19 protein-coding genes and 1 tRNA gene are annotated in these 22,460 nt (G+C 59.9%); 10 read left to right on the top strand and 10 right to left on the bottom strand.

Annotation, left to right across the window (positions count from 1 at the left end):
* Positions 1 to 40: 40 nt before the first annotated feature.
* From BLW21_RS18785 to BLW21_RS18770, 4 genes are all read right to left on the bottom strand, one after another.
* Positions 41 to 1,333 (bottom strand): site-specific integrase, encoded by a 1,293-nt coding sequence (locus BLW21_RS18785; protein ID WP_092743296.1) that lies wholly within the window; start codon positions 1,331 to 1,333, stop codon positions 41 to 43.
* Between the two features lie 151 nt (positions 1,334 to 1,484).
* Positions 1,485 to 1,557: transfer RNA gene (locus tag BLW21_RS18780), tRNA-Thr, on the bottom strand.
* A gap of 158 nt (positions 1,558 to 1,715) precedes the next feature.
* Positions 1,716 to 4,010: a DUF349 domain-containing protein gene (locus BLW21_RS18775; RefSeq protein ID WP_092743294.1), complete on the bottom strand. Its 2,295-nt coding sequence runs from the start codon at positions 4,008 to 4,010 to the stop codon at positions 1,716 to 1,718.
* Between the two features lie 195 nt (positions 4,011 to 4,205).
* Positions 4,206 to 4,772: a YqgE/AlgH family protein gene (locus tag BLW21_RS18770; RefSeq protein WP_092743292.1), complete on the bottom strand. Its 567-nt coding sequence runs from the start codon at positions 4,770 to 4,772 to the stop codon at positions 4,206 to 4,208.
* A 240-nt stretch (positions 4,773 to 5,012) separates the two neighbouring features.
* On the opposite strand from BLW21_RS18770, the gene pdxH reads away from it, so the two are divergent.
* The 3 genes from pdxH (at position 5,013) to BLW21_RS18755 (ending at position 7,749) form a co-directional block, all read left to right on the top strand.
* Positions 5,013 to 5,666 (top strand): pyridoxamine 5'-phosphate oxidase, encoded by a 654-nt coding sequence (gene pdxH / locus BLW21_RS18765; RefSeq protein WP_092743290.1) that lies wholly within the window; start codon positions 5,013 to 5,015, stop codon positions 5,664 to 5,666.
* 159 nt (positions 5,667 to 5,825) lie between these two features.
* Complete coding sequence (locus BLW21_RS18760; protein WP_092743288.1) at positions 5,826 to 7,148, top strand: DUF1015 domain-containing protein; 1,323 nt, start codon at positions 5,826 to 5,828, stop codon at positions 7,146 to 7,148.
* Positions 7,141 to 7,749, top strand: a complete 609-nt coding sequence (locus tag BLW21_RS18755; protein ID WP_245711964.1) for a Maf family nucleotide pyrophosphatase — start codon at positions 7,141 to 7,143, stop codon at positions 7,747 to 7,749. The genes BLW21_RS18760 and BLW21_RS18755 overlap by 8 nt, the downstream gene beginning before the upstream one ends.
* 71 nt (positions 7,750 to 7,820) lie before the next feature.
* On the opposite strand, the gene BLW21_RS18750 is transcribed toward BLW21_RS18755, so the two are convergent.
* From BLW21_RS18750 to parS, 4 genes are all read right to left on the bottom strand, one after another.
* Positions 7,821 to 8,465 carry a flavin reductase family protein gene (locus BLW21_RS18750; RefSeq protein ID WP_092743284.1) on the bottom strand — a complete coding sequence of 215 codons (645 nt, stop codon included), beginning with the start codon at positions 8,463 to 8,465 and terminating at the stop codon, positions 7,821 to 7,823.
* A 199-nt stretch (positions 8,466 to 8,664) separates the two neighbouring features.
* Complete coding sequence (locus tag BLW21_RS18745; protein WP_092743282.1) at positions 8,665 to 9,237, bottom strand: fasciclin domain-containing protein; 573 nt, start codon at positions 9,235 to 9,237, stop codon at positions 8,665 to 8,667.
* A 249-nt stretch (positions 9,238 to 9,486) separates the two neighbouring features.
* A complete protein-coding gene (locus BLW21_RS18740) occupies positions 9,487 to 9,939 on the bottom strand; it encodes an RES family NAD+ phosphorylase (protein WP_092743280.1) in 453 nt (150 codons plus the stop codon).
* Positions 9,940 to 10,051: 112 nt separating this feature from the next.
* Positions 10,052 to 10,504, bottom strand: coding sequence for a type II RES/Xre toxin-antitoxin system antitoxin (gene parS, locus BLW21_RS18735; RefSeq protein ID WP_092743278.1), 453 nt, complete (start codon positions 10,502 to 10,504; stop codon positions 10,052 to 10,054).
* Between the two features lie 135 nt (positions 10,505 to 10,639).
* On the opposite strand from parS, the gene BLW21_RS18730 reads away from it, so the two are divergent.
* The 7 genes from BLW21_RS18730 to BLW21_RS18700 all read left to right on the top strand — a co-directional run bounded on the left by BLW21_RS18730 (position 10,640) and on the right by BLW21_RS18700 (position 19,274).
* Positions 10,640 to 11,323: an HD domain-containing protein gene (locus BLW21_RS18730; RefSeq protein WP_092743276.1), complete on the top strand. Its 684-nt coding sequence runs from the start codon at positions 10,640 to 10,642 to the stop codon at positions 11,321 to 11,323.
* 41 nt (positions 11,324 to 11,364) lie between these two features.
* Positions 11,365 to 12,084 (top strand): DUF6624 domain-containing protein, encoded by a 720-nt coding sequence (locus BLW21_RS22100; RefSeq protein ID WP_092743274.1) that lies wholly within the window; start codon positions 11,365 to 11,367, stop codon positions 12,082 to 12,084.
* Positions 12,085 to 12,142: 58 nt separating this feature from the next.
* Positions 12,143 to 12,865, top strand: coding sequence for an HAD family hydrolase (locus BLW21_RS18720; protein WP_092743272.1), 723 nt, complete (start codon positions 12,143 to 12,145; stop codon positions 12,863 to 12,865).
* A gap of 51 nt (positions 12,866 to 12,916) precedes the next feature.
* Positions 12,917 to 13,183, top strand: a complete 267-nt coding sequence (locus BLW21_RS18715) for a hypothetical protein (protein WP_139255315.1) — start codon at positions 12,917 to 12,919, stop codon at positions 13,181 to 13,183.
* A 216-nt stretch (positions 13,184 to 13,399) separates the two neighbouring features.
* Entirely contained in the window at positions 13,400 to 15,988 is a 2,589-nt protein-coding gene (gene gyrA, locus BLW21_RS18710; RefSeq protein ID WP_092743268.1) for a DNA gyrase subunit A, read from the top strand.
* 96 nt (positions 15,989 to 16,084) lie between these two features.
* Positions 16,085 to 17,227: a tetratricopeptide repeat protein gene (locus BLW21_RS18705; protein ID WP_092743266.1), complete on the top strand. Its 1,143-nt coding sequence runs from the start codon at positions 16,085 to 16,087 to the stop codon at positions 17,225 to 17,227.
* Positions 17,228 to 18,245: 1,018 nt separating this feature from the next.
* A complete protein-coding gene (locus BLW21_RS18700) occupies positions 18,246 to 19,274 on the top strand; it encodes a hypothetical protein (protein WP_092743264.1) in 1,029 nt (342 codons plus the stop codon).
* Positions 19,275 to 19,479: 205 nt separating this feature from the next.
* On the opposite strand, the gene BLW21_RS18695 is transcribed toward BLW21_RS18700, so the two are convergent.
* Both BLW21_RS18695 and BLW21_RS18690 read right to left on the bottom strand, forming a co-directional pair.
* Positions 19,480 to 21,177, bottom strand: coding sequence for an ArnT family glycosyltransferase (locus BLW21_RS18695; protein WP_175471046.1), 1,698 nt, complete (start codon positions 21,175 to 21,177; stop codon positions 19,480 to 19,482).
* A 130-nt stretch (positions 21,178 to 21,307) separates the two neighbouring features.
* The gene (locus tag BLW21_RS18690) at positions 21,308 to 22,186 is read right to left on the bottom strand and encodes a glycerophosphodiester phosphodiesterase (protein ID WP_175471045.1); all 879 of its coding nucleotides are present in this window, start codon (positions 22,184 to 22,186) and stop codon (positions 21,308 to 21,310) included.
* Positions 22,187 to 22,460: the final 274 nt, after the last annotated feature.

Below are 22,460 nucleotides of genomic sequence, written 5' to 3'. Positions count from 1 at the left end.
CTTAAGTATGGCTTAGGTATGCGCGGGGCCCGCCGGACTGCTAAGCCGCCGGCTCCACCGCGCATACTGCGCCCACCAGCTCGTCTTCCTGCGGCGGGCTGCCTTCCCAGATCCGCCGCATGGTGTGGTGCTGAAAGTCCTCCACGATTTTGGCGTAAATCAGCGTGGTCTGGATTTTCTTGTGGCCTAGTACTTTCTGCAGCACCTCCACCGGCATACCCCGCAGCAGGCTTTGGGTGGCGAAGGTGTGGCGGGCCGTGTGCATCGTCACCAGCTCACAGGTCGGCACCGCCGCCCGGATAATGCCCCCGTCGCCCGTGCTTACCAGGTCGGCCGAGCCCGTCAGGCCTGCCAGCCGGGCCACCCGCTTGAGGTAGCGGTTCATCACCTGGTTGGGATGCACGGGCAGCAGCCGCAGTCGCTCAGCGTCGGCGTATTTGTCTAAAATGGCCGAGGCCGCCGCCGTCAGGTAGATGCTAACCCCGGCGCGGGTCTTGCTCTGCACCAGCCGCAGCAGCCGGCCCCCGTTCCACTCCTGCAGGTTGCCCGCGTGCAGGGCCGAAACGTCGGAGTAGCGCAGGCCGGTGTAGCAGCAGAACAGAAACACGTCCCGGGTGGCCACCAGGTTAGCCGGCAGCATGGCCGAGGCCAGAGCCTGCAGGTCAGCGGCCGACAGATACAGCTTGGGCGAGTCGGCCGGCTTGGCCACCAGCCGGCGCAACTCAATGGGTACGCAGACGGCCCGCTCATCGCGCAGAAACCGCAGAAACGACTTCAAATCCTTCACGGCCGTGTAGAGCGAGTTCGGGGCCAGCCCGCGCACTTCCCGCAGGTAGCCAAGCAGCGCATCATGGCGGGCCAGATCGTAGGTGCCGGGGTCCAGCGGCTGGCCGCTCCACTGCTCAAAGCCTGTAAACCAGTTGCGGGCCACCACGTGCTGGCGCAGCGTTTCGCGCGAGTAGCCCCGCGCCCGCATGGCCTGTCGGTACTGCTCGTAGGCCACGGCCACCGGCCGGACGGTGGTCGGCTCCGGCTCCGGAGCGGGGCGCAGGGCCGCCCGCAGGCCGGCCAGGGTAGGGGCCTGACCGGTGGCCCGCAACGTGCGCCACCACTTGAGCACGTTGTCGCTCATGAGCCGCAGCAGGTCGTTGGCTTCCTCGGCCAGCGGGTAGGAGCGGCGGAAGTGCTGTTTGTCAGCATTCCAGTCGGCTAACCTGCACTTTTCACCCGTGGCGCACTTGAGGCGGACGCCTTCGAAATACACCACCAGATGCACCGGGCAGCGGCCGGCGCGGTCTTTTTTGTCGCTGCGGAGGACAAACTGGGTTACCATAAAAAGGGGGGCGTTAAAGGGGGCGTCCTTCGCGTAGGAAACCCTGGATTTAACGTCGGGGAGTACCGATTCCCCCAGACGCAAAAAACCCGAAAAACGGCTTTCCCGATGGGAGAAGCGGTTTTTCGGGTGCTTTGGGTGGGTAATCTAGAGCCTCCTGTCGGGATCGAACCAACGACCTACTGATTACAAGTCAGTTGCTCTACCAGCTGAGCTAAGGAGGCGGGGAAGTGGCACAAAAGTAGGTCTTGGACAGGAAGCGGCCAAGCAATTAGTTAAATTTTCCTCCTCTGTCGCACTAACTGTCTAACTGCCCGAAAAATAAAAACACCCCGCTGCCTGAGCAGCGGGGTGTTTCAACTGAATTCAATGCTGCTATGTCTTAGCTGCGCACGGCTTTTAGCTGCCGCTTCAGGTTTTCGATGCGGGTCTGGGCCTCATCTACGCGCCCCTGGTACTCCTGGCGGAGCTGGGCGGCGTTTTTCGAGCGGGCGAAGAACTCCAGGTTGGTCTGCAGGGTCGAGATATCGTTTTCCAGCTCGCTGATTTCCCGGCGCAGGGCCTGCTCTTTCTTGTAAAGTAGCTGCTGAGAATCAGGCGAAGCCTTGAGGCGCTCTACCTGCAGGCTGAAGAGCAGGTCGGTGCGGTCCTGATAGGCCAGGTCGGGTACTTGGGTTAGGTACTGGGCCATCAGTTTCTGGAACCGCTCCTCGGCTTGGGGCCGGGTAGCGCCGTCGAAGGCACGCCAGCCGGCTACCTGCTCGCGGAAAGCCTCGAGCGTGCCAGGCTGCTCGGCCGAGAGGCCGGCAATGGTTTCGGCGACGGTGGCCAAGTGGTTGGTCTGGTCTTCGCTGAGCTGCTGCACTTGCTGCTCACGCTGACGGCCTTCTTCTTTCTTGCGGTCAAAGAATGCGTCGCAGGCAGTGCGAAATCGTTTCCAGATTTTGTCCGACTGCTTCTCGGGCACCCGACCTACCAGCTTCCACTCTTTCTGCAGCTGAATTACCGTCTGGCGGGTGGCTTCCCAGTCCGGATTCTGCTGGGCGGCCTCGGCCTGCTCGCAGAGTTCAAGCTTGCGCTTCAGGTTGGTGTTCTTCTCCTCGTCGAGGGATTTGAAAAACTGGTTTTTCTTTTGGAAAAATCCTTTGTAGGCGCTCCAGAAGAGCTTGTTTACCTGTTCTGCCTGCTTGCGCGGCACCAGGCCGGCGGCATCCCATTGCTGCTTAAGCTGCTGCAACTCGTCGGTTTTGCCGCGCCATTCGTTCACGCGCTCCGTTGCAAACTCGCCGAAGGGCGCAATCTGTTCCAGCAGGGCAGTTTTGCGCTCCAGGTTGGCAGTTTCTTCGGCGTTGCGAGCCGTTGAGGCTTCCTGCCGGCGGCCGTGTACCAGTTCGGAAGCCTGCAAAAAGCGCTGCCACAGCGGTTCGCGCTGCTCATTGGGCACCGGCCCAATATGCTTCCACTCTTCGTGCAACTGGCGCAGTTCCTGCGTGGCTTTGTTGATGTTGGACTGATTGGCCAGCGCCTCGGCCCGGCCGATCAGTACCTCTTTGGCTTCTTGGTTGCGGCGGCGGTCCAGTTCCTTCATCTCGAAGAACAGGCCCCTATTGTTGTAGTAGATGTCGAGCAGGGCGTGATAGCTGTTCCAAAGCTCCTGCGAGTCGGTCTGGGGCACCGGACCGGTGTTCTTCCAGTCGCTTTGCAGGCTCTTGATGCGGGCCGAGCTGTCCTCGGTTTCAGCCGACTCGACCAACTGGCGCAACTGGGCGAGCAGCTCCTGCTTACGGGCCATATTCTTGCCGCGCTGCTCATCCTCGGCTTTGGCGTCGCGCACTTTGCTGGCGCGAAATTCCTGGTAGGCTTGCTGCAACTCCTGATGGCCCACCGGATCGGTAGAGGTGAAGTCCTCGGCCGTTCCACCAGCCTCCACAAACAGCCGCCGCTGGTCGGCACGGTCGGCCTTGAAGCCGGTTTCGTAGCGGCGGTAGAGGTCGGTGATGGTCTGGCGCTTCTTGCCGGCGTTGGATTGGCTAAGCAGCCCGCGTAGGTGGGCCATCTGGCCGGCCAGGTCGAGCGTATCGAAATCGACGGCCGGGGTGGCGGCCGTTTCGGGCAGCGCCGGCGCGGCGGGCTGGTGGGCCGTGGTGGTGGTGCCGGGGCTGGCCGGGGAGTCGGACGAGGTGGGCAGCGAGCCGACGCCGGGCGTGGCTTCCAACGCTTCGGCCATGGTTTCATCGGCCGGTACGTCTACCACGGGGGTAACGTGCGGCGCTTCGGCGCTGGTGGCTCCGTCCGCCTGGGCGGGCGCGTTGTTGGGCTCGGGCATTTCGGCCGGGGGCTCGGTGGCAGTAGGAGCGGGGGGCGCCGGCACGCTGGTAGGCAACTGGGTATCCGTAGCGGGGGGCGTGTTGGGCTGGTCGGCGGCGGCGTGCGTAGCTTCCGCCGTTTCTGTGGCGGCGGCCGAGGGCTCGGCCGTACCGGCACCAGCGGGCTGGTTGGCGGGTAGCGGCGTGGTTCCCTGGGCGGGCTGCTCGGTAATGTCTTCTGGAGCCGTGCCAGTTGCGGCGGGCTTGTCGGCAGCGAGTTCGGCCAGGCGGCGGGCTAGAATCTGCTGGGGCGATTCGGCGTTGGCGTCGGAGCCGGAAGCGCCGTTGGGGGTCGGTTGGTCGGGATGCATAAGGGTCGGCGAAAACTCCCCGCAGCGGGCGGGGCACAGTGGGTGAATGTAGCTGTTGGCCAGTAGCTGGCAGCGGTTAGCGCTTGTTATGAGGGGCTCTCTATGGCTGGATTTACAGGAATCTGGGTCTGAACGGGCGCTTATCGGCGGTTATGAAACAAAAAAACTAGCAGCTAGTGGCGGCCAGCCAACCGCTTAGTTTAAACTTGGGTCGCTGGGGTAGTTGGACAACATCCGGTAGCGGCCGCCCTTCTCGCGCAAAATGGCCTGCCAAAAGGCATTCGTAGTCAAAGTAAACACTTTCGCGGCAGCATCGGGCTCCACAATCCATACTTTCTCGCGCACCTCGCCGGTCAGCTGCCCGTTGGTCCAGCCCGAATAGCCGATAAACAGCCGCACGTCGGCGGGCGTCAGCTCGCCTTCAATAAGCAGTTTGAGTAGCCGGGCGAAGTCGCCGCCCCAATATACGCCCCCGCCCAGCGCCACGGCATCGGGCAGGTCGGGCCGCTGGTGCACGAAGTGCAGCGTGTCGGGCTCGACGGGGCCGCCCACCCCCAGGGGCGTGGCCGCCGCGGGCAGGGTCTGCCCGCCGGGCAGCGTCAGCACGTCGGAGAGCTGCGCGTTGGCCGGGCGGTTGAGCACCAGCCCGAACGAGCCTTCGGTTTCGGAGTGCGCGCACAGCAGCACCACGCTACGCTCGAAGTTGGGGTCGCCCAGAAAGGGCTGGGAGATAAGCAGGCTGCCAGGACGAAGACGAGACATTATGTTGAGCTATTGGCCGACAGCTGCTAGCTGTTAGCTTATCTGGGAATATGAAGGAACAAGGAGCGTCAGAATTGTTCTTACGGCCGGCGGGGGGCGCAAGGTTCCGGCCCCGGCTCATTGTAGTACCTTTGTTTCTCTCTAGCTGTTAGCTGAAAGCTATTCGCTGTTAGCTTCCGTCAGAAGGCTTTCAGAACAAGAGCTAACAGCTACTGGCTTTCAGCTACTAGCTCAACCTACATGACTGACCAGCAGCTGGCCGATTTGCGCCAGACCTATTCCCAGCGCACCCTCACCGAGGCCGAGGTGCTGCCCGAGCCGGTGGCCCAGTTCCGGACCTGGCTCGATGAGGCCCTGGCCGCCCGCCTCGACGAGCCTACGGCCATGAACCTGGCCACCGTGGACGCTGCCGGCCAGCCCGCCGCCCGTATCGTGCTGCTGAAGGGGCTGCCCGCCGACGAAGGCTTCCTGTTTTTCACCAACTACGACTCGCGCAAGGGCCGGGAGCTGGCCGGCAGCCCGCTGGCCGCGCTGACCTTCTTCTGGCCGGGCCTGGAGCGGCAGGTTCGCGTAGAAGGCCGGGTAGAAAAGGCCGCTGACGCCGACTCGACCGACTACTTCCAGAGCCGCCCGCGCAGTAGCCAGATTGGGGCCTGGGCCTCGCCCCAGAGCCAGCCCATTGCCAGCCGCGAGGCCCTGGAGCAGCGCGAGCACGACGTGGAAGCCCGGTTCGCCGGCCAGCAGCCGCTGCCGCGCCCCGCGCACTGGGGCGGCTACCTGCTGCGGCCCCACCGCGTCGAGTTCTGGCAGGGCCGCCCCTCGCGCCTGCACGACCGTATCGTGTACGAGCGCACGGCCGCCGGCCAGTGGCACCTGAACCGCCTGGCCCCTTAAAGCGGAAAGGACCGGTGTCATGCTGAGCGCAGTCGAAGCATCTCCACCGCAGTGCTGAATTCTGGTATCAGGATTACCATTGCAGTAGAGATGCTTCAACTCCGCTCAGCATGACACACCATTTTACCTCATCTCCTTATACCTCATTACCCAACAGGTTTGGCTGAAATTCAACCCATCCGGGGCTGGCGCTACGGGCCCGGACTAAGTTCCCAGATTGACCGGCTCGTCTCGCCGCTCTTTGATGTGGTGTCGCCCCGGCAGCGGGAGGCACTTTACCAGAACCCGCTCAACAGCATCCACCTCTCGGTGCCCCGCGGCGATGACCCCGCCGGCCAGGCCCTGGCGCGGCTGCGTGAGTGGGAGCTGGCCGGCGTGCTGCAGCAGGATGAGTTGCCGGGCATCTACGTGTACTATCAGTATTTTCGGCTGCCGGGCAGCCCCCGCGAGTACTGCCGCAAGGGCTTTATGTGCCACATTAAGGCCACCGACTGGGCCGAGAATGTGGTGCTGCGCCACGAAAGCACGCTGCCCGCCGCCGTGAACGACCGCGCCGAGCTGCTGGCTCGCACCGAGTTTCAGTCCAGCGCCACCCACGGCCTCTACCGCGACGAGGACTTCGACCTGGAGCCCTACCTGGACGAGGCCATGCGCAGCCCGCTCTACGAAACCGAGGAGGACTACCAGGGCGCCCGCGACGTGCTGGCCGTTATTCAGGATGCCGATGTAATCCGCCATTTCCAGCGCGTGCTGGCGGCCCGCGAGGTAATCCTGGCCGATGGCCACCACCGCTACGAAGGTTCGCTGGCTTACCGCCAAGCCCGGCAGGCAGCGGCCGGCGAGGCTTATACGGGGCACGAGGCCTGGAATTTCCACCTTATGTACCTCACCAACGCGGCGGCCGACGACCTGCGGATTCTGCCCACGCACCGGCTACTGCTGGACCTGCCCGGCATTGCCGATGTGCCCGACCTGCTGGCCCGCCTGGAGCCGTACTTCACCATTCTCACCCTCGACGACCCCTACGATTTGCCCGAGCGCATTGCTGGTAAGCAGTGGGCGTTCGGGCTGTATCTGGGCGAAGGCGAGGTGTACAAAATTCGCCTGCGCCCCGAGGTGCATGCCCAGCTCGACTGGCCCACGACCACGGAAGTCAAAAACCTCGACCTGACGGTGCTGCACTACTTCGTACTCGAAAAAGTGCTGGGTATTGTGGGCTCGGAGGCGCAGCGGCAGTGGCCCGGCGTGGCCTACGTGCGCAACTTCCCCGAGTGCCTCACCCGCGTAAACAAGGGCGAGGCCCGGGCCGCCTTCATCACCAACGAGGTGAGCATGGCCGAAGTGGAGCGCGTCTGCCATTCGGGGGCCGTTATGCCGGCCAAATCCACGTTCTTCTTCCCTAAAACCATTGGCGGTTTCCTGTTCAGCAGTATTGCCGAGCGCGAAACCAGCGCCCCGTTTACCGATGTTTTCCGTGTCTGATTCTGTGCTGCATACTGACCCGGCAGCCCGGCCACGGCTGGTGCTGGCTTCCGGCTCGCCGCGCCGCCGCCAGTTGCTCTCCGATTTGGGGCTGGACTACGAAATCAGGCTGCGGGACGTGGACGAAAGCTTCCCTGACCACCTGCGCCGGGCCGAAATTGCCGAGTACCTGGCCGCCCACAAAGCCGCCGCCTACGCCCCCGACCTGGCTCCCGGCGAAGTAGTGCTCACGGCCGACACCATCGTCTGCCTCGACGACGACGTGCTCAACAAGCCCGCCGACGCAGCCGAAGCCGTCGCCATGCTCCAGCGCCTGCAGGGCCGCGCCCACGAGGTGTACACCGGCGTCTGCCTGCTGGCCGCCGACGGCCGCCAAGTGGTTTTCGCCGACGAAACCCGGGTGCATTTTCGCCCGCTTACCACCGCCGAAATCGAGCACTACGTCCGCCACTACCAGCCCTTCGACAAGGCTGGCTCCTACGGGGCCCAGGACTGGATCGGCATGGTGGCCATCACCCGTCTCGAAGGCTCCTACTTCAACGTCATGGGCCTGCCCGTGCATCGCGTCTGGGAGGAGTTGGCGGGCTTCGGGGTGGTTTAAAACGAGCGACGTGAACCCGTCTATCATCCGGAGCACAACATGCTTCGCATGGCAGACGGGTTTGCCCTGACCTACATATCCAGTTCTTCCAACTCCTGGTTGGGCCGGGCGTAGCCGTAGCGGGCCACGGGGCGGGCTTCGTAGTACGTGTCGAGGCCGCTGAGGGCCACGGTGCCGGCGGCGGCCAGGTCGAGCGAGCCGTCGGAGCGGAGCACGCCGGGCGTTTCGGGCAAGTACAGGTGCTGCACCCGGCCGATGACCATGACCGTGCCATTGGCCTCAATGGGCAGTTCCTGCAGTAGCTCCAGCCCGATTTGCAGCCGGCTTTCCTGCACGTAGGGTGCTGAGAAATCGTCGTGATACGCGGGCGTGAAGCCACAGGCATCAAACTCCGAAACCTCCCGCGGGAAGTTGGCTGAGGTGTAGTGCGCCGCCTTAATTATGCCCTCGTGCACGTGGTTGAGCGTGTAGCAGCCCGTTGCCCGCAGGTTGTCGTAGGAGTGGCGCTCCACTGAGGGCGGGCGCATGATCAGGCCCAGTAGGGCCGGGTTGGAACCCAGGTGTACCACCGAGCTGATAATGGCCAGGTTGGTGCGCCCGGCAGCATCGGCCGTGCCCAGCAGGTTGGCCGGCTTGAAGCCAGTGATGGCGTTGATGAGGTTGAGGCGGTAAACCTTTTCGAGCTGGCCGAGGTCGGCGGCTGTGAAGTGGCGCATGGGGCGAGGAGAAGATGGTAAACGGTAGGAGTGAGGGTAACCGCAGTGGCTCCCAAAAGTCACCGGCCAACTGGGATTTCAGGATTCTCTTTTATCAATTGATTATATGTTATACCATCTTATTTAGCTGAAATAAATAAGTCCGCCCCGATAAAAATATATCGGAGCGGACTTACTAAAATAATACGGATGATGCTGGTTAGGGCATCAGCACTTTATCGATTACGTGAATTACACCGTTGCTCTGCATTACATCGTAGGTCGAGATGCTGGACACGTTGCCTTTCTCATCTTTCAGCACAATGTTCTTGGGGCCGTTCATCATGGCCGTGAGCGTGCCGCCGCTAACAGTTTTGAGCGTAGCCGTACCTTTGCCGGCCTTGATAGCAGCCATGATTTTTTCGGCTGTCATGTTGCCGGCTACCACGTGGTAGGTCAGGATTTTGGTGAGCGTGGCCTTGTTCTCGGGCTTTACCAGGTTCTCAACGGTACCGGCGGGCAGGGCGTTGAACGCCGCGTTGGTAGGCGCGAAAACCGTGAATGGACCCTTGCTTTGCAGGGTTTCTACTAAGCCGGCGGCCTTTACGGCCGCTACCAGCGTAGTATGATCTTTGGAGTTTACGGCGTTTTCAACGATGTTCTTGTTGGGGTACATCGCCATGCCTCCTACCATTACGGTGTTGGGCGTCATCTTGGCCTGGGCTGATGCAGTGGTAGCGGAAGCGCCGCCCAGGAGGGCCACGAAAGCGAGGGAAAGCAGTTGCTTTTTCATCGGAAACAAAGAGGGGATGTGGAAGAGTCAGTTAAACAATCTGCCCCCACTTACGCCCTTCCACCGCGCTCCGGATTTACTGCAGCTAAAAATAATAGTCAAGAACAAATGAGCTAATTTGTAAAAGACTATTGAGCGGTTATTCAATGCTATGCCTGATAATGAAAAATCCTTGATAAAAAATAAAAAGCGTCTTCCGGATTCGCCACCCGCCGGTCTTTTTTGCCGTAAAAAAAGTAAGGATACCGCTTACTTCAGTCGCGCATCGAAGGGGTGGGGCTCCACGCTCAGCACGCGCAGGTGCCGGCTGTGGTCGGGGTGTAGCGGGTTGAGCAGGTAGTTCCATTCGGCCGGAGCGTGGGCCGAGGGCACGCGCAACACCCAGTGGCTGCCCGCCTCCAGCCAGGCTCGGCCCAGTTCGGCCAGCTCGGCGGGGTAGGGCACCTGCTGCCAGTTGGCGGGCAAGTCGGCCGGGGCGTACTCCAGCAGCGGCGTATCGTCGGGTATTTCCAGTGTCAGGGCGAAGTAGTGGCGCGGCAGCACCGGCGAGTTGGCCAACACCTCCAGCTTGGCCAGCGACAAATGCTCGGCGGTGTACAGAATCTGCCGCCCCACCGGGTGCCAGCGCCCCCCATAATAGAGCCCGCCCTTACCCGACGTGTCCGATATGTAAGGGGCCTTGCCCAAGCGGTAAAGCTTCATTCCTTTGAGCTGTTAGCTGAAAGCTATTAGCTGTTAGCTTTTTTATTCGACGTCTTTTCGAGCGTATGAACGGAAGCTGACAGCTAATAGCTCTCAGCTAGCAGCTCAAAAATCAAGAGAAATGTCCGTGTTCGATGCGGCCCAGGATGTCGTGCACCTGGCCGCGGCCGATGACGGAGTAGAGCAGATCTTTGGGCTTCTGGCCGCCGAGGGCCGGAATAGGGGAGTTGAGCCAGAAATGCAGGTCGGCTTCCTCCTCGAACACCTCCATGCCCTTGGCCAGCACGGCCGAGAGCTGAATGGCCTTCTCGCTTTCGTCGAGCGTGAGGGGCTTGTGGTTCTGCTCGCGCCGCGTCAGGGTACTTTCCGATACGCCCAGCACCGCGCTCATCTCCTTGTTGGAGAAGCCCAGGTGGCGTTGCAACGCCCGCACGGCCTGCACCGACAGGCCCTTGATGGCCACGCCCAGCAGATCCATCTCGTTGCGTACGAGCTGCGGAATAACGGCCGGGCCGCCCATCAGGGCCACCATTTCGGTGATGGAGGTATTACGAACCATCGTCATATGCGCTATATTGAATCGTCATTTGAAGGCAATATACGTGAAACCTTGCGAGCCGGCTAATAATTCCGGAACTCAGTTCGGCCCGGTCGATTGGTTCGGCCTACTTTTGCCGGTAATCTGCTTTACCGCCTAACTATGTCACTTGCTCTTGCTTCCGCCGATTCGCTCCTCATTAGTAGTACGGCCGACTTCATTCGCGAAAAATTCCTGCACGAAGGTTCGGGCCACGACTGGGGGCACATCCGCCGGGTGTGGCAGGTGGCCCGCCGCCTAGCCGCCGACACGCCCGAGGCCGACCCACTGGTAACCGAGCTGGGCGCCTTGCTGCATGATGTGGCCGACTGGAAATTCCACGACGGCGACGAGGAAGCGGGCCCGCGCGCCGCCCGCGCCTGGCTGATGAGTCAGCAGGCCGACCCAGCCGTAATAGATAGCGTAGAGGCCATCATCCGCGAAATCAGCTTTAAAGGCCTTGGGGTGCCCACGCCCATGAGTAGCGTGGAGGGCGAACTGGTGCAGGATGCCGACCGGCTCGATGCCATCGGGGCCATTGGCGTGGCGCGGGCCTTTGCCTACGGCGGCCATAAAAACCGCCCCCTGCACGACCCCGCCGTACCGCCCGTGAGCCACGATTCGTTCGAGAGCTACAAGCAGAATACGGCGCCCACCGTCAACCACTTCTACGAGAAGCTGCTGCACCTGCGCGAGCGGATGAACACGCCCGCCGCCCGCCGGGTAGCCGAACAGCGCCACGCATATATGGAGCAGTTCCTGCAGCAGTTTCTACGCGAATGGGAAGGGGAGGACATAAGTGAATAGCGGAGCATGGACCTTCTTGCTTTATCTATGCTGCCCCAAAAATGACCAAGCCTCACAATCTGATTGGATTCCTGGCCCTGTGGGCGTTGGGCAGCTGTACGAGTCAGGAGCGCCCGTCCCGCCCTCAACCTCAGGCCCAGCTAAATATAAGCCTGAAACACGAGCTGGATAGCCTGCTGGTTGCGGACCAATATTACCGGGAACTGATGATGCGTGCGGGTACACGTGAAGGAAAGCGGGCCGTAGCCACGGAATTACAGCAGCCGGTGGAGCAGGTTGGGGCTTACTTGTCGGGCCGGATGTTGGAAACGGACTCTTCCAATATCCAGCGCGTGAGCCAGCTTATTGCGCAGTATGGCTATCCGGGTAAGTCGCTGGTGGGCGAGCCGACGAATGAGGCGGCCTTTTACGTGATTCAGCACTCCAACCGTATCGGCCGCTACCTGCCCTTGATTAGGGAGGTTGCTGAAAAAGGGGAACTGGCTTTCTCGCAATATGCTATGATGCTGGACCGCCAGCTGATGAATGAGAACAGGGAGCAGATGTACGGCACCCAGGGCGCCGGCTTCGAGCTAACCAACCCGGCTACGGGCCAGAAAAGCTACCAACAGCTCATCTGGCCGATTAAAGACGCGGCCACTGTGAACGAGCGGCGGCAGCAAGCGGGCTTCGAGCAAACGGTGGAGGATAATGCGCTACGGCTGGGTATTCCGTACCGCGTTTATACGCTGGAAGAGGTACAGAAAATGAAGCAGCCCTGACGCTCCCGGTTATCCAAACCATCCGATAAGTTTGCCTTCCTTTCCGCTTAGCCGGTCTATGCCCGCCATTACTACCATCCTCTTCGACCTCGACGATACGCTTTACGACCACACGGCCACGGCCCGGGCGGCGCTGGCGGCCACGGCGGCCGGCCGGGCCAGTCTGCGCGGGGTGCCGGCCGAGGCGCTCTACCAACGCTATAGCGACCTGCTGGAAGAGATGCACCCGCGGGTGATGCGCGGCGAGCTGGACTACCTGACGGCGCGCGAGCTGCGGTTCCGGCAGCTGCTGGCGCCCTACGAGGCGGCGGCCCTAACGGCCGCCGCGCTGGCCCAGCTGGCCGAGGAGCACTACGGCCATTACCGGCAGTTTCGGCAGCCGGTGGCCGGGGCGCTGGCGCTGCTACAGCGGCTGAAACCCGATTACCGGATTGGGGTGGTCACCAACAACCGCACCACCGAGCAGGAAGAGAAGCTTGATTTCCTGGGCATGAGTGGGCTGGTCGATGCGCTCATTACCTCCGAGGCCGTCGGCGTGCTCAAGCCCGACCCCGCCATCTACCAGGTGGCCCTGGCGCACCTGCGGGCCCGGCCGGCCGAAACCGTGATGGTCGGTGATAACTGGGTGGCCGATGTAGTGGGGGCGCAGGCCGTGGGCATCCGGCCGGTGTGGCTGAACCGCACCGGGGTTGCGGCACTGCTGCCGGCAGTGGCCGAGCTGGGCAGCCTCGAACCGCTGGAGTCGGTGGTTGAGGTGCTGACGGCGGCCGGCCGGTACTGAAAGCCTGCAGGGCGGCTTTTCGGCCTCATCATATTTGGTACCTTTACCTCAATGACTACTTCTCGTTTGCTGCTCTCCCGCCTCCGTCTGCCGGCCCTGCTGGTAGGGGCCCTGCTGGCCGTTTCGTCCTGCCGCACCTGCCCCATGCAGTCCTGCCACACCCGTAAGGTGCATATGCACAACGGCACCAAGTTCCGCGGGCAGCCGCTCTGGAAAAAGCAGAACCCGGCCATTGGCGAGAAAATCAAGGTGTATAAGCCCGATGATGTGAAGCGTAACAACGACCGCCGCCGCACCATCAACGACCGCGCAAACTAACGGCCGCGGCCGGTTGCGTTCAGGAGCTTAAATGAAGGGCTTAGGCCGGCTTGGCTCCGGCCCCGTTAGTCCCTCCCCTGGGGGTGGCAAAGCGCGGTTCTGGCTAGCTAAAGCGGGCTTTTTTGCGTATCTTGCAGGCTTCAACGAAGTTCATTTTCACGGGCCTGTAAGCTCCTCTAGTACCCTGGAGATTTACCGGCCGACTATAAGCTCCCTATGGCGGAAGGCGAAAAAATCATTCCGATTAATATCGAAGATGAGATGCGCGGGGCCTACATCGATTACTCGATGTCGGTTATCATCTCCCGGGCGCTGCCCGATGTGCGCGACGGCCTCAAGCCCGTGCACCGCCGCGTGCTCTACGGCATGTCCGATTTGGGCGTTTCGTACAATAAAGCGCACAAGAAAAGCGCCCGTATTGTGGGTGAGGTACTGGGTAAGTACCACCCGCACGGCGACTCCTCGGTGTACGACACCATGGTGCGCATGGCCCAGGAGTGGAGCCTGCGCTACCCGCTCGTCGATGGCCAAGGTAACTTCGGTTCCATCGACGGCGACTCGCCGGCCGCTATGCGTTACACCGAAGCCCGCCTCAAGCGCCTCGCCGATGAGCTGCTCGGTGACCTCGACAAGGATACGGTGGACTTCCAGCCCAACTTCGACGACTCCCTGGAGGAGCCCTCGGTGCTGCCGGCCAAGTTCCCCAACCTGCTCGTCAACGGCACTACCGGTATTGCTGTGGGCATGGCCACCAACATGGCCCCCCACAACCTGACCGAAGTGGTGGACGGCATCGTGGCCTACCTGGCCAACCCCGATATCACCATTGCCGAGCTCATGGAGCACGTGACGGCGCCCGACTTCCCCACCGGCGGTACCATTTATGGGTACGAAGGGGTGAAGCAGGCCTTCGAAACTGGCCGCGGCCGGGTGGTGATGCGGGCCAAGGCCCACTTCGAAACCACCAGCACCGGCAAGGAGCAGGTCGTCATCACCGAAATTCCATACATGGTGAACAAGGCCTCGATGATTGAGAAGACGGCCGCGCTCATCAACGACAAAAAGATTGAGGGCATCTCCGACCTGCGCGACGAGTCGGACCGCGATGGTATGCGTATCGTGTATGACCTCAAGCGCGACGCCATGCCCACCGTGGTGCTCAACAACCTTTATAAGTACACCCAGCTGCAAAGCTCGTTCGGCGTCAACAACGTGTGCCTGGTAAAGGGCCGCCCGATGACGCTCAATCTCAAAGAGCTGATTCACTACTTCGTCGAGCACCGGGCCGATGTGGTAGTTCGCCGCACCCGCTACGAACTGGCCGAGGCCCAGAAGCGGGCCCACATTCTGGAAGGTCTGCTGATTGCGCTTGACCATTTGGATGAAGTCATTGCCATCATCCGCGGCTCGCGCGACGGCGAAGTGGCCCGCCTGCAGCTCATCGAGCGTTTTTCGCTGAGCGAAATTCAGGCCCGTGCTATTCTGGATCTGCGTCTGCAGCGCCTCACGGGTCTGGAGCGCGACAAAATCGTGGCCGAGTACAACGAGCTGATGGCCCTGGTTGACCACCTGAAGGCTGTACTGGCCTCGGAGGACATGCAGCGCGACATCATCCGCACCGAGCTGGCCGAAATCAAGGAGCGCTACGGCGACGCCCGCCGCACGATGATTGAGTACGCCGGCGGCGATTTCTCGATGGAGGACATGATTGCCGATGAGGCCATGGTGATTACCATCTCGCGCGAAGGCTACATCAAGCGGACCGCCCTCGATGAGTACCGCAGCCAGGGCCGCGGTGGGGTAGGAGCCCGCGGCGCCGCGTCCAAGCAGGACGACTTCACCGAACACCTGTTCGTAGCCACCACCCACGAGTATCTGCTCTTCTTTACCGAAGCTGGCCGGGTATTCTGGCTGAAGGTGTACGAGGTACCGGAAGGAGGGAAGAACACCAAGGGCCGTCCGATTCAGAACCTGATTGAGATTCCGCGCGAAGACAACATCCGCTCGGTGCTCAACGTGCGCGGCCTGCGCGACCCCGACTACCTCGACAACACCTTCCTCATGTTCTGCACCGAGCAGGGCACGGTGAAGAAAACGCCGCTCGAAGCCTACTCGCGTCCTCGTACCGCTGGCATCAATGCCATTAGCATCAACGAGGGCGACCGGTTGCTCGACGTGCAGCTGCTCAATGGCAACGATGAGGTAGTATTGGCCTTGCGCTCGGGCCGGACAGTTCGTTTCCCCGAGCCTAAAGTCCGCTCGATGGGCCGTACCGCCGCCGGCGTGCGCGGCATCACGCTGGCCGACGATTTGCCCGGCGGCGACCGGGTGGTGGGCATGGTCTGCCTCAACAGGGAAAGCGAACAGGAATTGCTGGTTGTATCGGAGAACGGCTACGGTAAGCGCAGCCCGCTCGACGAGTACCGCATTACCAACCGCGGCGGCAAGGGCGTGCGGGCCATGAAGCTGACCGACAAAACCGGCTTGCTCGTGTCCATCAAGGCCGTTGACGACACGGATGATTTGATGATTATCAACAAGTCGGGCATCACCATCCGCCTGCGGATGAGCGAGCTGCGCAGCATCGGCCGCGCTACGCAGGGTGTACGGTTGCTGAAAATCAGCGGCGGCGACGAAATTTCGTCGGTGGCCAAAGTGGCGGCCGAGGAGAAGGTGGAAGACCCGGAAGCCGAGCTGTTGGAAGGAGCGGAGCCCACCGGCCTTCCTGTCGGGGAAGCTGCAGAGGCCGCACCGGATGCGGACCTTACCGGACTAACCGACCCGGATTTGCTTAGTGCCAATTAAGCACTTGTTAACTTGCGACGGCAGAACTTCCCCGGAAGTTCTGCCGTTTGCGCTCATATTCCTTTCCCCAAACCGCAGATTCTTCACCCAACTCCCATGAAGAAAGTTCTTTTAACCCTCGTAGCCGCCGCGGCCCTGCATACGGCTTCCGCTCAAAACTCGGCCGTTACCAACGCCATTCTCTATCAGCGTCAGGGTACGCTCGATAAAGCTAAGACCGAAATCGACAAGGCCGTTACCAACGAAAAAACGTCGGATAAGGCTAAAACCTGGTTTACCCGGGGTGAAATTTACGAGGGCATGGTTAACAGCCCGATTTATAAGAAAATCCTCGGAACCGAAGACGGTGGTAAAATTGCCTTTGAGTCGTATAACAAAGCCCTGAGCCTCGACGGTAAAGACGGCGAATACGGCAAGCAGGCCACGGCCAAGCTCGACGGCCTTTACGGTATGGCGCTGAATGCTGGTGTAGAGAATTACAACAGCAAGGACTACGCCAAGGCGCTGGATTCTTACCGGATGGCCCAGCAGATCAAGCCCCAGGATACGACGGCTTATTTGTACGCTGCCTATGCAGCGGAAGCCAACGATAACTTTGCCGGAGCGAAGGAAATGTACGGTAAACTGCAGGGTATCGGATACCAGTCGCCTCAGATGTACGGCCGGATGCTGCAGATCGCCAAACAGCAGAAAGATGATGCCGCAGCTTTGAAAGTAGTGCAGGACGCGTTGAAAGCGTATCCGAGTAATAAGGGCTTCATGCTGGAGGAACTGAATATGGACTTAAGCGCGGGTCGGGGCAAGCAGGCCCTCGAAAAAATTGACCGTGCTATTGCCGCCGATCCGACCAACTCGAATCTATATGCTGTAAAAGGCTCGCTGCTTGATGCGGACAAGAAGCCGGTGGAGGCGCTGGCCGCGTACCGTAAGGCTGTAGAGGTTGACCCGAAGAATTTCGATGCCAACTTTAACATCGGAATTTACAACTACAACAAAGCGGCCGATTATTATACCCGGGCTAGTAAAATGAGTTTGGCCGAGTACCAGAAGTCGGGTGGTAAGAAGCTGGAAACAGATGGCAAAAAGTACTTTCAAGACTCACTGCCATATTTCGAGAAGGCACTGGAGGCGCAGCCTGATGACCGCGCCACAATGAGCGCGTTGCAGAAGGTGTACTTGCGACTAGACCGCAAGGCGGATTCTCAGCGGATGATGAGTAAACTTGATGGCAGCAAATAGGCCAACCCAAGTAGGGCTTTTCCTCGTTTTACATTAGAGTGGGGAAGGACCTAAAAACAAGACTGGTTAATAGCCAGTCTTGTTTTGCTAATTACTACTTAACATAATATAAATTATAAGACAATAATAGTTCCTGATAAATAGCTGCCAACCAGGTTTGTACAACGAGTCTTACCAGCCACCATGAACCAAATAGTAAGAAGATGTTCTACGTCGTAACCACAGCAGTAAGTAGGCAGGAATCCGAAAGCCGCGGTACTAATTGTTGAGCTACCACCCCAGTTGATTAGGCCGTACAATGCCACCCCGCCGTTATGAGTGACTCTCTTTTAGTTGTTGGCCAGTGGCTGGCAGTGGTCAGTGCTTGGGTTTATGGAACAAGTTCAAAGAATAGTATCCGCTTTAAGAAACGGAGACTTCTGGAGTTGTCAGAACACTGAGTCCACGGACTGCACGGCTGATACGATGCGCGTTCCTACTTAAGAGTTATAGCGTGTCGTTGAATGTGATTCAAGCGCCAAGTTCCTATTCCTAAAAAACAGATCAACTGAGAACACGCCTTAGCGGAGCCGGATAAAAGAGTCAAAAGAGAAAACAACCGCCAAGCCTCGCTCCTGCTGTAAATGACGAAAGATTGCTGACGTAACTGAAGTGTCGGCTGTTTCAGGCCTTCTGCTGAGTCTCTGTTAAACGGCAATGATAGGTGCTGTCAGGTATCATTTCCGTTTCGATAGGCTGGTACAGGCAAGCTATCAGGCATCAACAGACTAATTTATTGCCCTCCCCGGCCCCGACGGCCGCATGGTAAGAAGGTATAATAATATTGTATTTTATAGAGCTAGATAGAGTTGTTAAGTGACTTTAATAAGATATACTATAGATATAGTAAAAAAAAGTACAAAAAGTATTAGAAATCATTACTTTTATATACTATATACTACTTATTATTACTTTATGCTGCTTATTTGTTTGCTTATTACTCTTATGTTTGTCTTATCACCTAAACAGACGCACTTATATGCCGAAGACTATTGACTATCCCCGTACTTCCTACCAGAGTGCTTGGGAAGTTGCCGAAGTTGTTGACGACACTGGTGGCAAGTGTGCTATCGAGACTGCCGCACGAAAGCTTAACCGAAAAGTAAGTGGCTCTTTCAAAGCTATTATAGGGTCAGCCGTTAAGTTTGGCCTACTTACCAGTAAGCGGGAATTACTGACTACAACCAACCTGTTTCGCCGTATTAAGAATGCTTACGATAAGCAGGAAGAACGTATTTATGAACGTGAAGCATTCCTGCATCCCCCCCTGTTCACACAGATATGCCGTAAGTTCCGGAATCGAGAACTACCAGTACACATGTTTGATGTGATGCTAGTACGTGAATTCGGAGTGGAGGAAATCAATGCGCAAGCCGTAACAAAGGCTTTCATAGATGGTGCACGTATGGCCGGAATCCTCAATGAGCAGAACATCATTGCCGATATCGATCAATTAGCAGCTCAGCAGCAGCCGCGGCGAGAATTAGCCAGTACCGAACTTCCGCTGAGTCGCTTTCAGGCTCCAGTGGCTAGTACTCCGGTAGCTACTACTGAGAACGGCCAGCGCGAATCGGCGACCATCACTCAACGTAGCAGTCCCCCAGTCAGCGCTACCACCACCAGTACATCCCCGGAACCACCCTTTGTACCACAGCGCCTATCCGATGCCGTATCCAGTCTCTTTGGACTCGACACAGATGATATAGAGATACAGTCAGAAGCAATAGCGTCTGGCGGTACCGCTGAGCTCACAGGCTTTGTGCGCCCTCTACCGGCAGCCTTTGTACCAACAGACGCTCAGGAACACCCGCTGCCTGCCGTTACAGTAGCATCAAGTCGTGTAATAGCTCCAGAGGCTGCGGTCCAGGAGGGGCCCGTGCATACAGAGACCTTTGCGATCCATATTCATGGACCTGGCCTGAATACCCATCTTACCATTGAGCACGTTGACGACCTGGACCTGGTGCAAGCCTTACTAAACAAGATAAAGCGTCAGCTGAACGACTAATCGAACGACATCACATAGACCAACCGGTTCGGGTGGCTGATAATACAATGAGGTATTATCAGCCACCCGAACCGGTTGGTCTATGTGGGTGGATTTTGTCAGATAAGAATACCCCTCACTCCTACAGCCTTAAATGATATTTCTGTTTATTGATTATGTTAAGTAAATTAATTGGTTAGAATGCTTGCTGTCAAAACTTTATAAATCATTTCTTGATCTGAATAATTGGCTCTAACCGAGATACAAACCATACTGCCGAATTACGACCCCGATCTAAATAGAATGAGTCCTGCCGGGTGATACGCACTACATCTGCCCAGCCTGCTGGTAGGCTTTCCTCAGCTGGCTGCCCCGAGACAGTAACTACCGGATGAGCCAACCCGGCCAATTGGTCTACAGTAGGATGCCAGATGGGAACAGCCTGCCCGGCAGCCCATACCTGCTTTACATGCAGGGTGTCGAGGCTGTACCACTCCCCCACTCCACGCAAGCCCGGCAGTTGGCGGAGCTGCCGTTGCCCGGGTACGTCGCGGCGGCCCTCCCAACGCGGATAGGCCGGCATTACTAGCGCGATAATGCTCACCACCACGACCAGCGTGCTACCAATAAGGAAGTTCACTTGCCGCCGCAGAATCCCCTGCCGGACCAACCCCACTCCCAGCGCAACAACCAATGCAACCACTAGTCCAAATCGAACCGAACCTAATCCGAAGCCGGTAAAACCAGTAAGCACCATCGCGACAGGCAGGGCCAGCAGCAGCAATACCAACAGCGCGCCCCAAGTCCGGGGAAGCCAGGAGTCGGGCAGCCAGCCTGTACGCGCCGGTAGCCCGCCCCCCAACTCCTGGCTTTGCCAATAGCGCAGCAGACCCGCCACCAGTAATGCCAACGGGGGCATCAGCGGCAACATATAGCGTTCCTTCTTTTCGGGCACGATGCTCAGTAGCAACAGGCCCGCCAGCAGCCAACCCAACGCTACCCCATACGGGAGGTAGCCCCGCAGCCGCGGACGGGCATAAGGCCACACGAGCGCGGCTAAGGCAACCAGGGCCCACAAACCCGTGAAAGCGAAGAAAGGCCAGTAATACCATACCGGCTGCACGTGCCGCTCGCCCCAGGACGCTATTTCGACCCGGGCCACAGCCCGGGCGGCCGGGGCCACTTTCAGCCAGATATACAGCGGCCAGCTACCCCCGATTACAACGGCCAGCCCGGCCGCCAGCACTGTGCCTGCCGTGCGCGCCCGCAGGGCCTGCCGATGCGTGGGCCGACCAATAAAATAAGCCAACAAAAACGGGAGCACCAGCGCGTAGATGGGCACCGGGCCCTTGCTCAGCATGGCCATTCCCAGCAGTACCCCCGCCCCTGCCAGCCACAGATAAGCCTGCCTTACCGGCCGCTGCCAGCCCTCAACCAGCAACCACAGCCCGCCTATAGCCAGGCTGGTGGCAAATATATCCCACTGCCCCTCCCGGCCCGTGGTAACGACAAGCAGGCTCGTGGCCAGCACCAGCGCGGCCAGCCAGGCCGTACGGCCCGGCGCAGTAGCCTCGGCGGGTTGGCCACGGGTGAGGGCGCGGGCCAGCCCCCAGAAAAAGAATACAAGCAACGTAGCAGCCAGACCCGCCGGTACCCGCAGCAACGCCAGGTTTTGGGTAGGGCCAATCAGGCGCTGCAGGCCCGCTACGGCCCAGGTGGGCAGCGGCGGCTTAGCCAGCCGCAGTTCGTGGTTCATCGTCGGAATCAGCCACGACCCCCCGGCAACCATTTCGCGGGCCGCCACAAAATTGCGGCTCTCCATCAGGCTGACTTCGGAAGCTCCATTATGCAGGAAAAAACTCACCCCGCAGATCAGCCCCAGCAGCAGTACCCGCCCCCAGCGGGAAGTAAATAAACGGGCCATAAGCGTGGAATTATCCCGACGGGGAGCGGCTTGATAAGACATAAAACCAGATCAAAAGAATTAAAAGATGTGCCCGTACCCACGCGGACGCAGAGTGCTACCGGGGAGCGGCCAGCGGCTACGCAGGCGTTTATTCCTCACCTATTGAAGTCCGACGGCGCAGGGTGCGCTGCAGCTGCCGCAGGTTGTCAACTTCGTAGGCATCGGGTTCGGTAGCCACCACCCGGCCCACGGCCCGGGCCGAGCGCCCCCCGAACACCACCACCTGCCGCCCCAACGCGTGCAGTTGCGCAAGCCGCTCGGGCGTAAAGGCATTTTTGTGCAGTACCACGGCCCCCACCCCCTGCAGACTATCGAGCCCGGCAGTGGCGGCGGCGTAGTTCGCTTCTTCTACCTCGAGGCCCAGGCCTACGGCCGGTAGCAACTGGCCCAGATAGCGAAGCATGGCCGGCCGGCTACTGATAATGGTAACCCGGCCGGCCGGTACCCTATAAGAACGCAACAGCAGCTGCAGCTGCCGGGCCAGGGCCCTGTCGCGGGCCGGGTCGCTGGTGGCGCAAGGGTCGTCTTCGTGCAGGTCCAGGTGCAGATAAGGATAGCGGGGCCGCTGCTGCAGATACGCCAGCAGACTATCGAGCCGGCGTACCTGCTCGTGCGGCTGAAACCAGCGGTAGGGCCAGCGCACCCGGTAGTCGAGCCGGGTCAGGGCCTGTACCGGGGTCTGGCTCACGCAACCCGCACCGGTCGTCATCGATTCGAGTCGGGGGTCGTGGTAGAGGACGGCCACACTGTCCTGGCTTAGCCGCACGTCCACCTCTACCCCATCGGCCCCGCGGGCCAGGGCCTGCCGGATGCTGCGCCGACTGCTGGGCGGCAGCGGGTTGAAAGGCCGCAGCAACGTAAGAAAGCCCGAGCCGGCGTGGCCAATGACCAGCGGGCCGGAAACCGGCGGCTCAGGGGCCTGCCAGCCGGCCGGCGTCTGGGCCCTGGCACCACAAGCAGGGGTCATGACCATAACCGTAACCATGACCAACAGCGAAATCGGGCCGGCAGCCCACATGGCCAGTCGCCGCCACACACAAAAACAAAAAAGCATAGCGCAGAAAAAGCGGCTGCCACACGGACTCGCAGCTACTAGGGTACGGCGAAAGCCGGACTCCGTTATAGGTAGTGCGGCTTATAAACAAAACAGAAAGCATTCCGGCCTTACGGCTCAGCTGGCAGCGCCGGCACTGGCCAGCTGAACCGTAAGGCCGGCCACCGAAATCGGATTACATTTGCCT

Source organism: Hymenobacter psychrophilus (assembly GCF_900107135.1).
In the GTDB taxonomy this organism is placed as follows: Bacteria; Bacteroidota; Bacteroidia; order Cytophagales; family Hymenobacteraceae; genus Hymenobacter; species Hymenobacter psychrophilus.
The sequence above is the reverse complement of the archived record's forward strand: the minus strand, read 5'-3'. Positions and strand labels throughout refer to the sequence as shown.

Bases quoted from the DNA above. Each gene is read 5' to 3' on its own strand.
- BLW21_RS18690 (WP_175471045.1), bottom strand. From the start codon at position 22,186: ATGACCCCTGCTTGTGGTGCCAGGGCCCAGACGCCGGCCGGCTGGCAG.
- parS (WP_092743278.1), bottom strand. From the start codon at position 10,504: ATGACGATGGTTCGTAATACCTCCATCACCGAAATGGTGGCCCTGATG.
- BLW21_RS18785 (WP_092743296.1), bottom strand. From the start codon at position 1,333: ATGGTAACCCAGTTTGTCCTCCGCAGCGACAAAAAAGACCGCGCCGGC.
- BLW21_RS18700 (WP_092743264.1), top strand. From the start codon at position 18,246: ATGCCGAAGACTATTGACTATCCCCGTACTTCCTACCAGAGTGCTTGG.
- pdxH (WP_092743290.1), top strand. From the start codon at position 5,013: ATGACTGACCAGCAGCTGGCCGATTTGCGCCAGACCTATTCCCAGCGC.
- BLW21_RS18720 (WP_092743272.1), top strand. From the start codon at position 12,143: ATGCCCGCCATTACTACCATCCTCTTCGACCTCGACGATACGCTTTAC.
- BLW21_RS18730 (WP_092743276.1), top strand. From the start codon at position 10,640: ATGTCACTTGCTCTTGCTTCCGCCGATTCGCTCCTCATTAGTAGTACG.
- BLW21_RS22100 (WP_092743274.1), top strand. From the start codon at position 11,365: ATGACCAAGCCTCACAATCTGATTGGATTCCTGGCCCTGTGGGCGTTG.
- BLW21_RS18705 (WP_092743266.1), top strand. From the start codon at position 16,085: ATGAAGAAAGTTCTTTTAACCCTCGTAGCCGCCGCGGCCCTGCATACG.
- BLW21_RS18750 (WP_092743284.1), bottom strand. From the start codon at position 8,465: ATGCGCCACTTCACAGCCGCCGACCTCGGCCAGCTCGAAAAGGTTTAC.
- BLW21_RS18715 (WP_139255315.1), top strand. From the start codon at position 12,917: ATGACTACTTCTCGTTTGCTGCTCTCCCGCCTCCGTCTGCCGGCCCTG.
- BLW21_RS18775 (WP_092743294.1), bottom strand. From the start codon at position 4,010: ATGCATCCCGACCAACCGACCCCCAACGGCGCTTCCGGCTCCGACGCC.
- gyrA (WP_092743268.1), top strand. From the start codon at position 13,400: ATGGCGGAAGGCGAAAAAATCATTCCGATTAATATCGAAGATGAGATG.
- BLW21_RS18740 (WP_092743280.1), bottom strand. From the start codon at position 9,939: ATGAAGCTTTACCGCTTGGGCAAGGCCCCTTACATATCGGACACGTCG.
- BLW21_RS18745 (WP_092743282.1), bottom strand. From the start codon at position 9,237: ATGAAAAAGCAACTGCTTTCCCTCGCTTTCGTGGCCCTCCTGGGCGGC.
- BLW21_RS18770 (WP_092743292.1), bottom strand. From the start codon at position 4,772: ATGTCTCGTCTTCGTCCTGGCAGCCTGCTTATCTCCCAGCCCTTTCTG.
- BLW21_RS18695 (WP_175471046.1), bottom strand. From the start codon at position 21,177: ATGGCCCGTTTATTTACTTCCCGCTGGGGGCGGGTACTGCTGCTGGGG.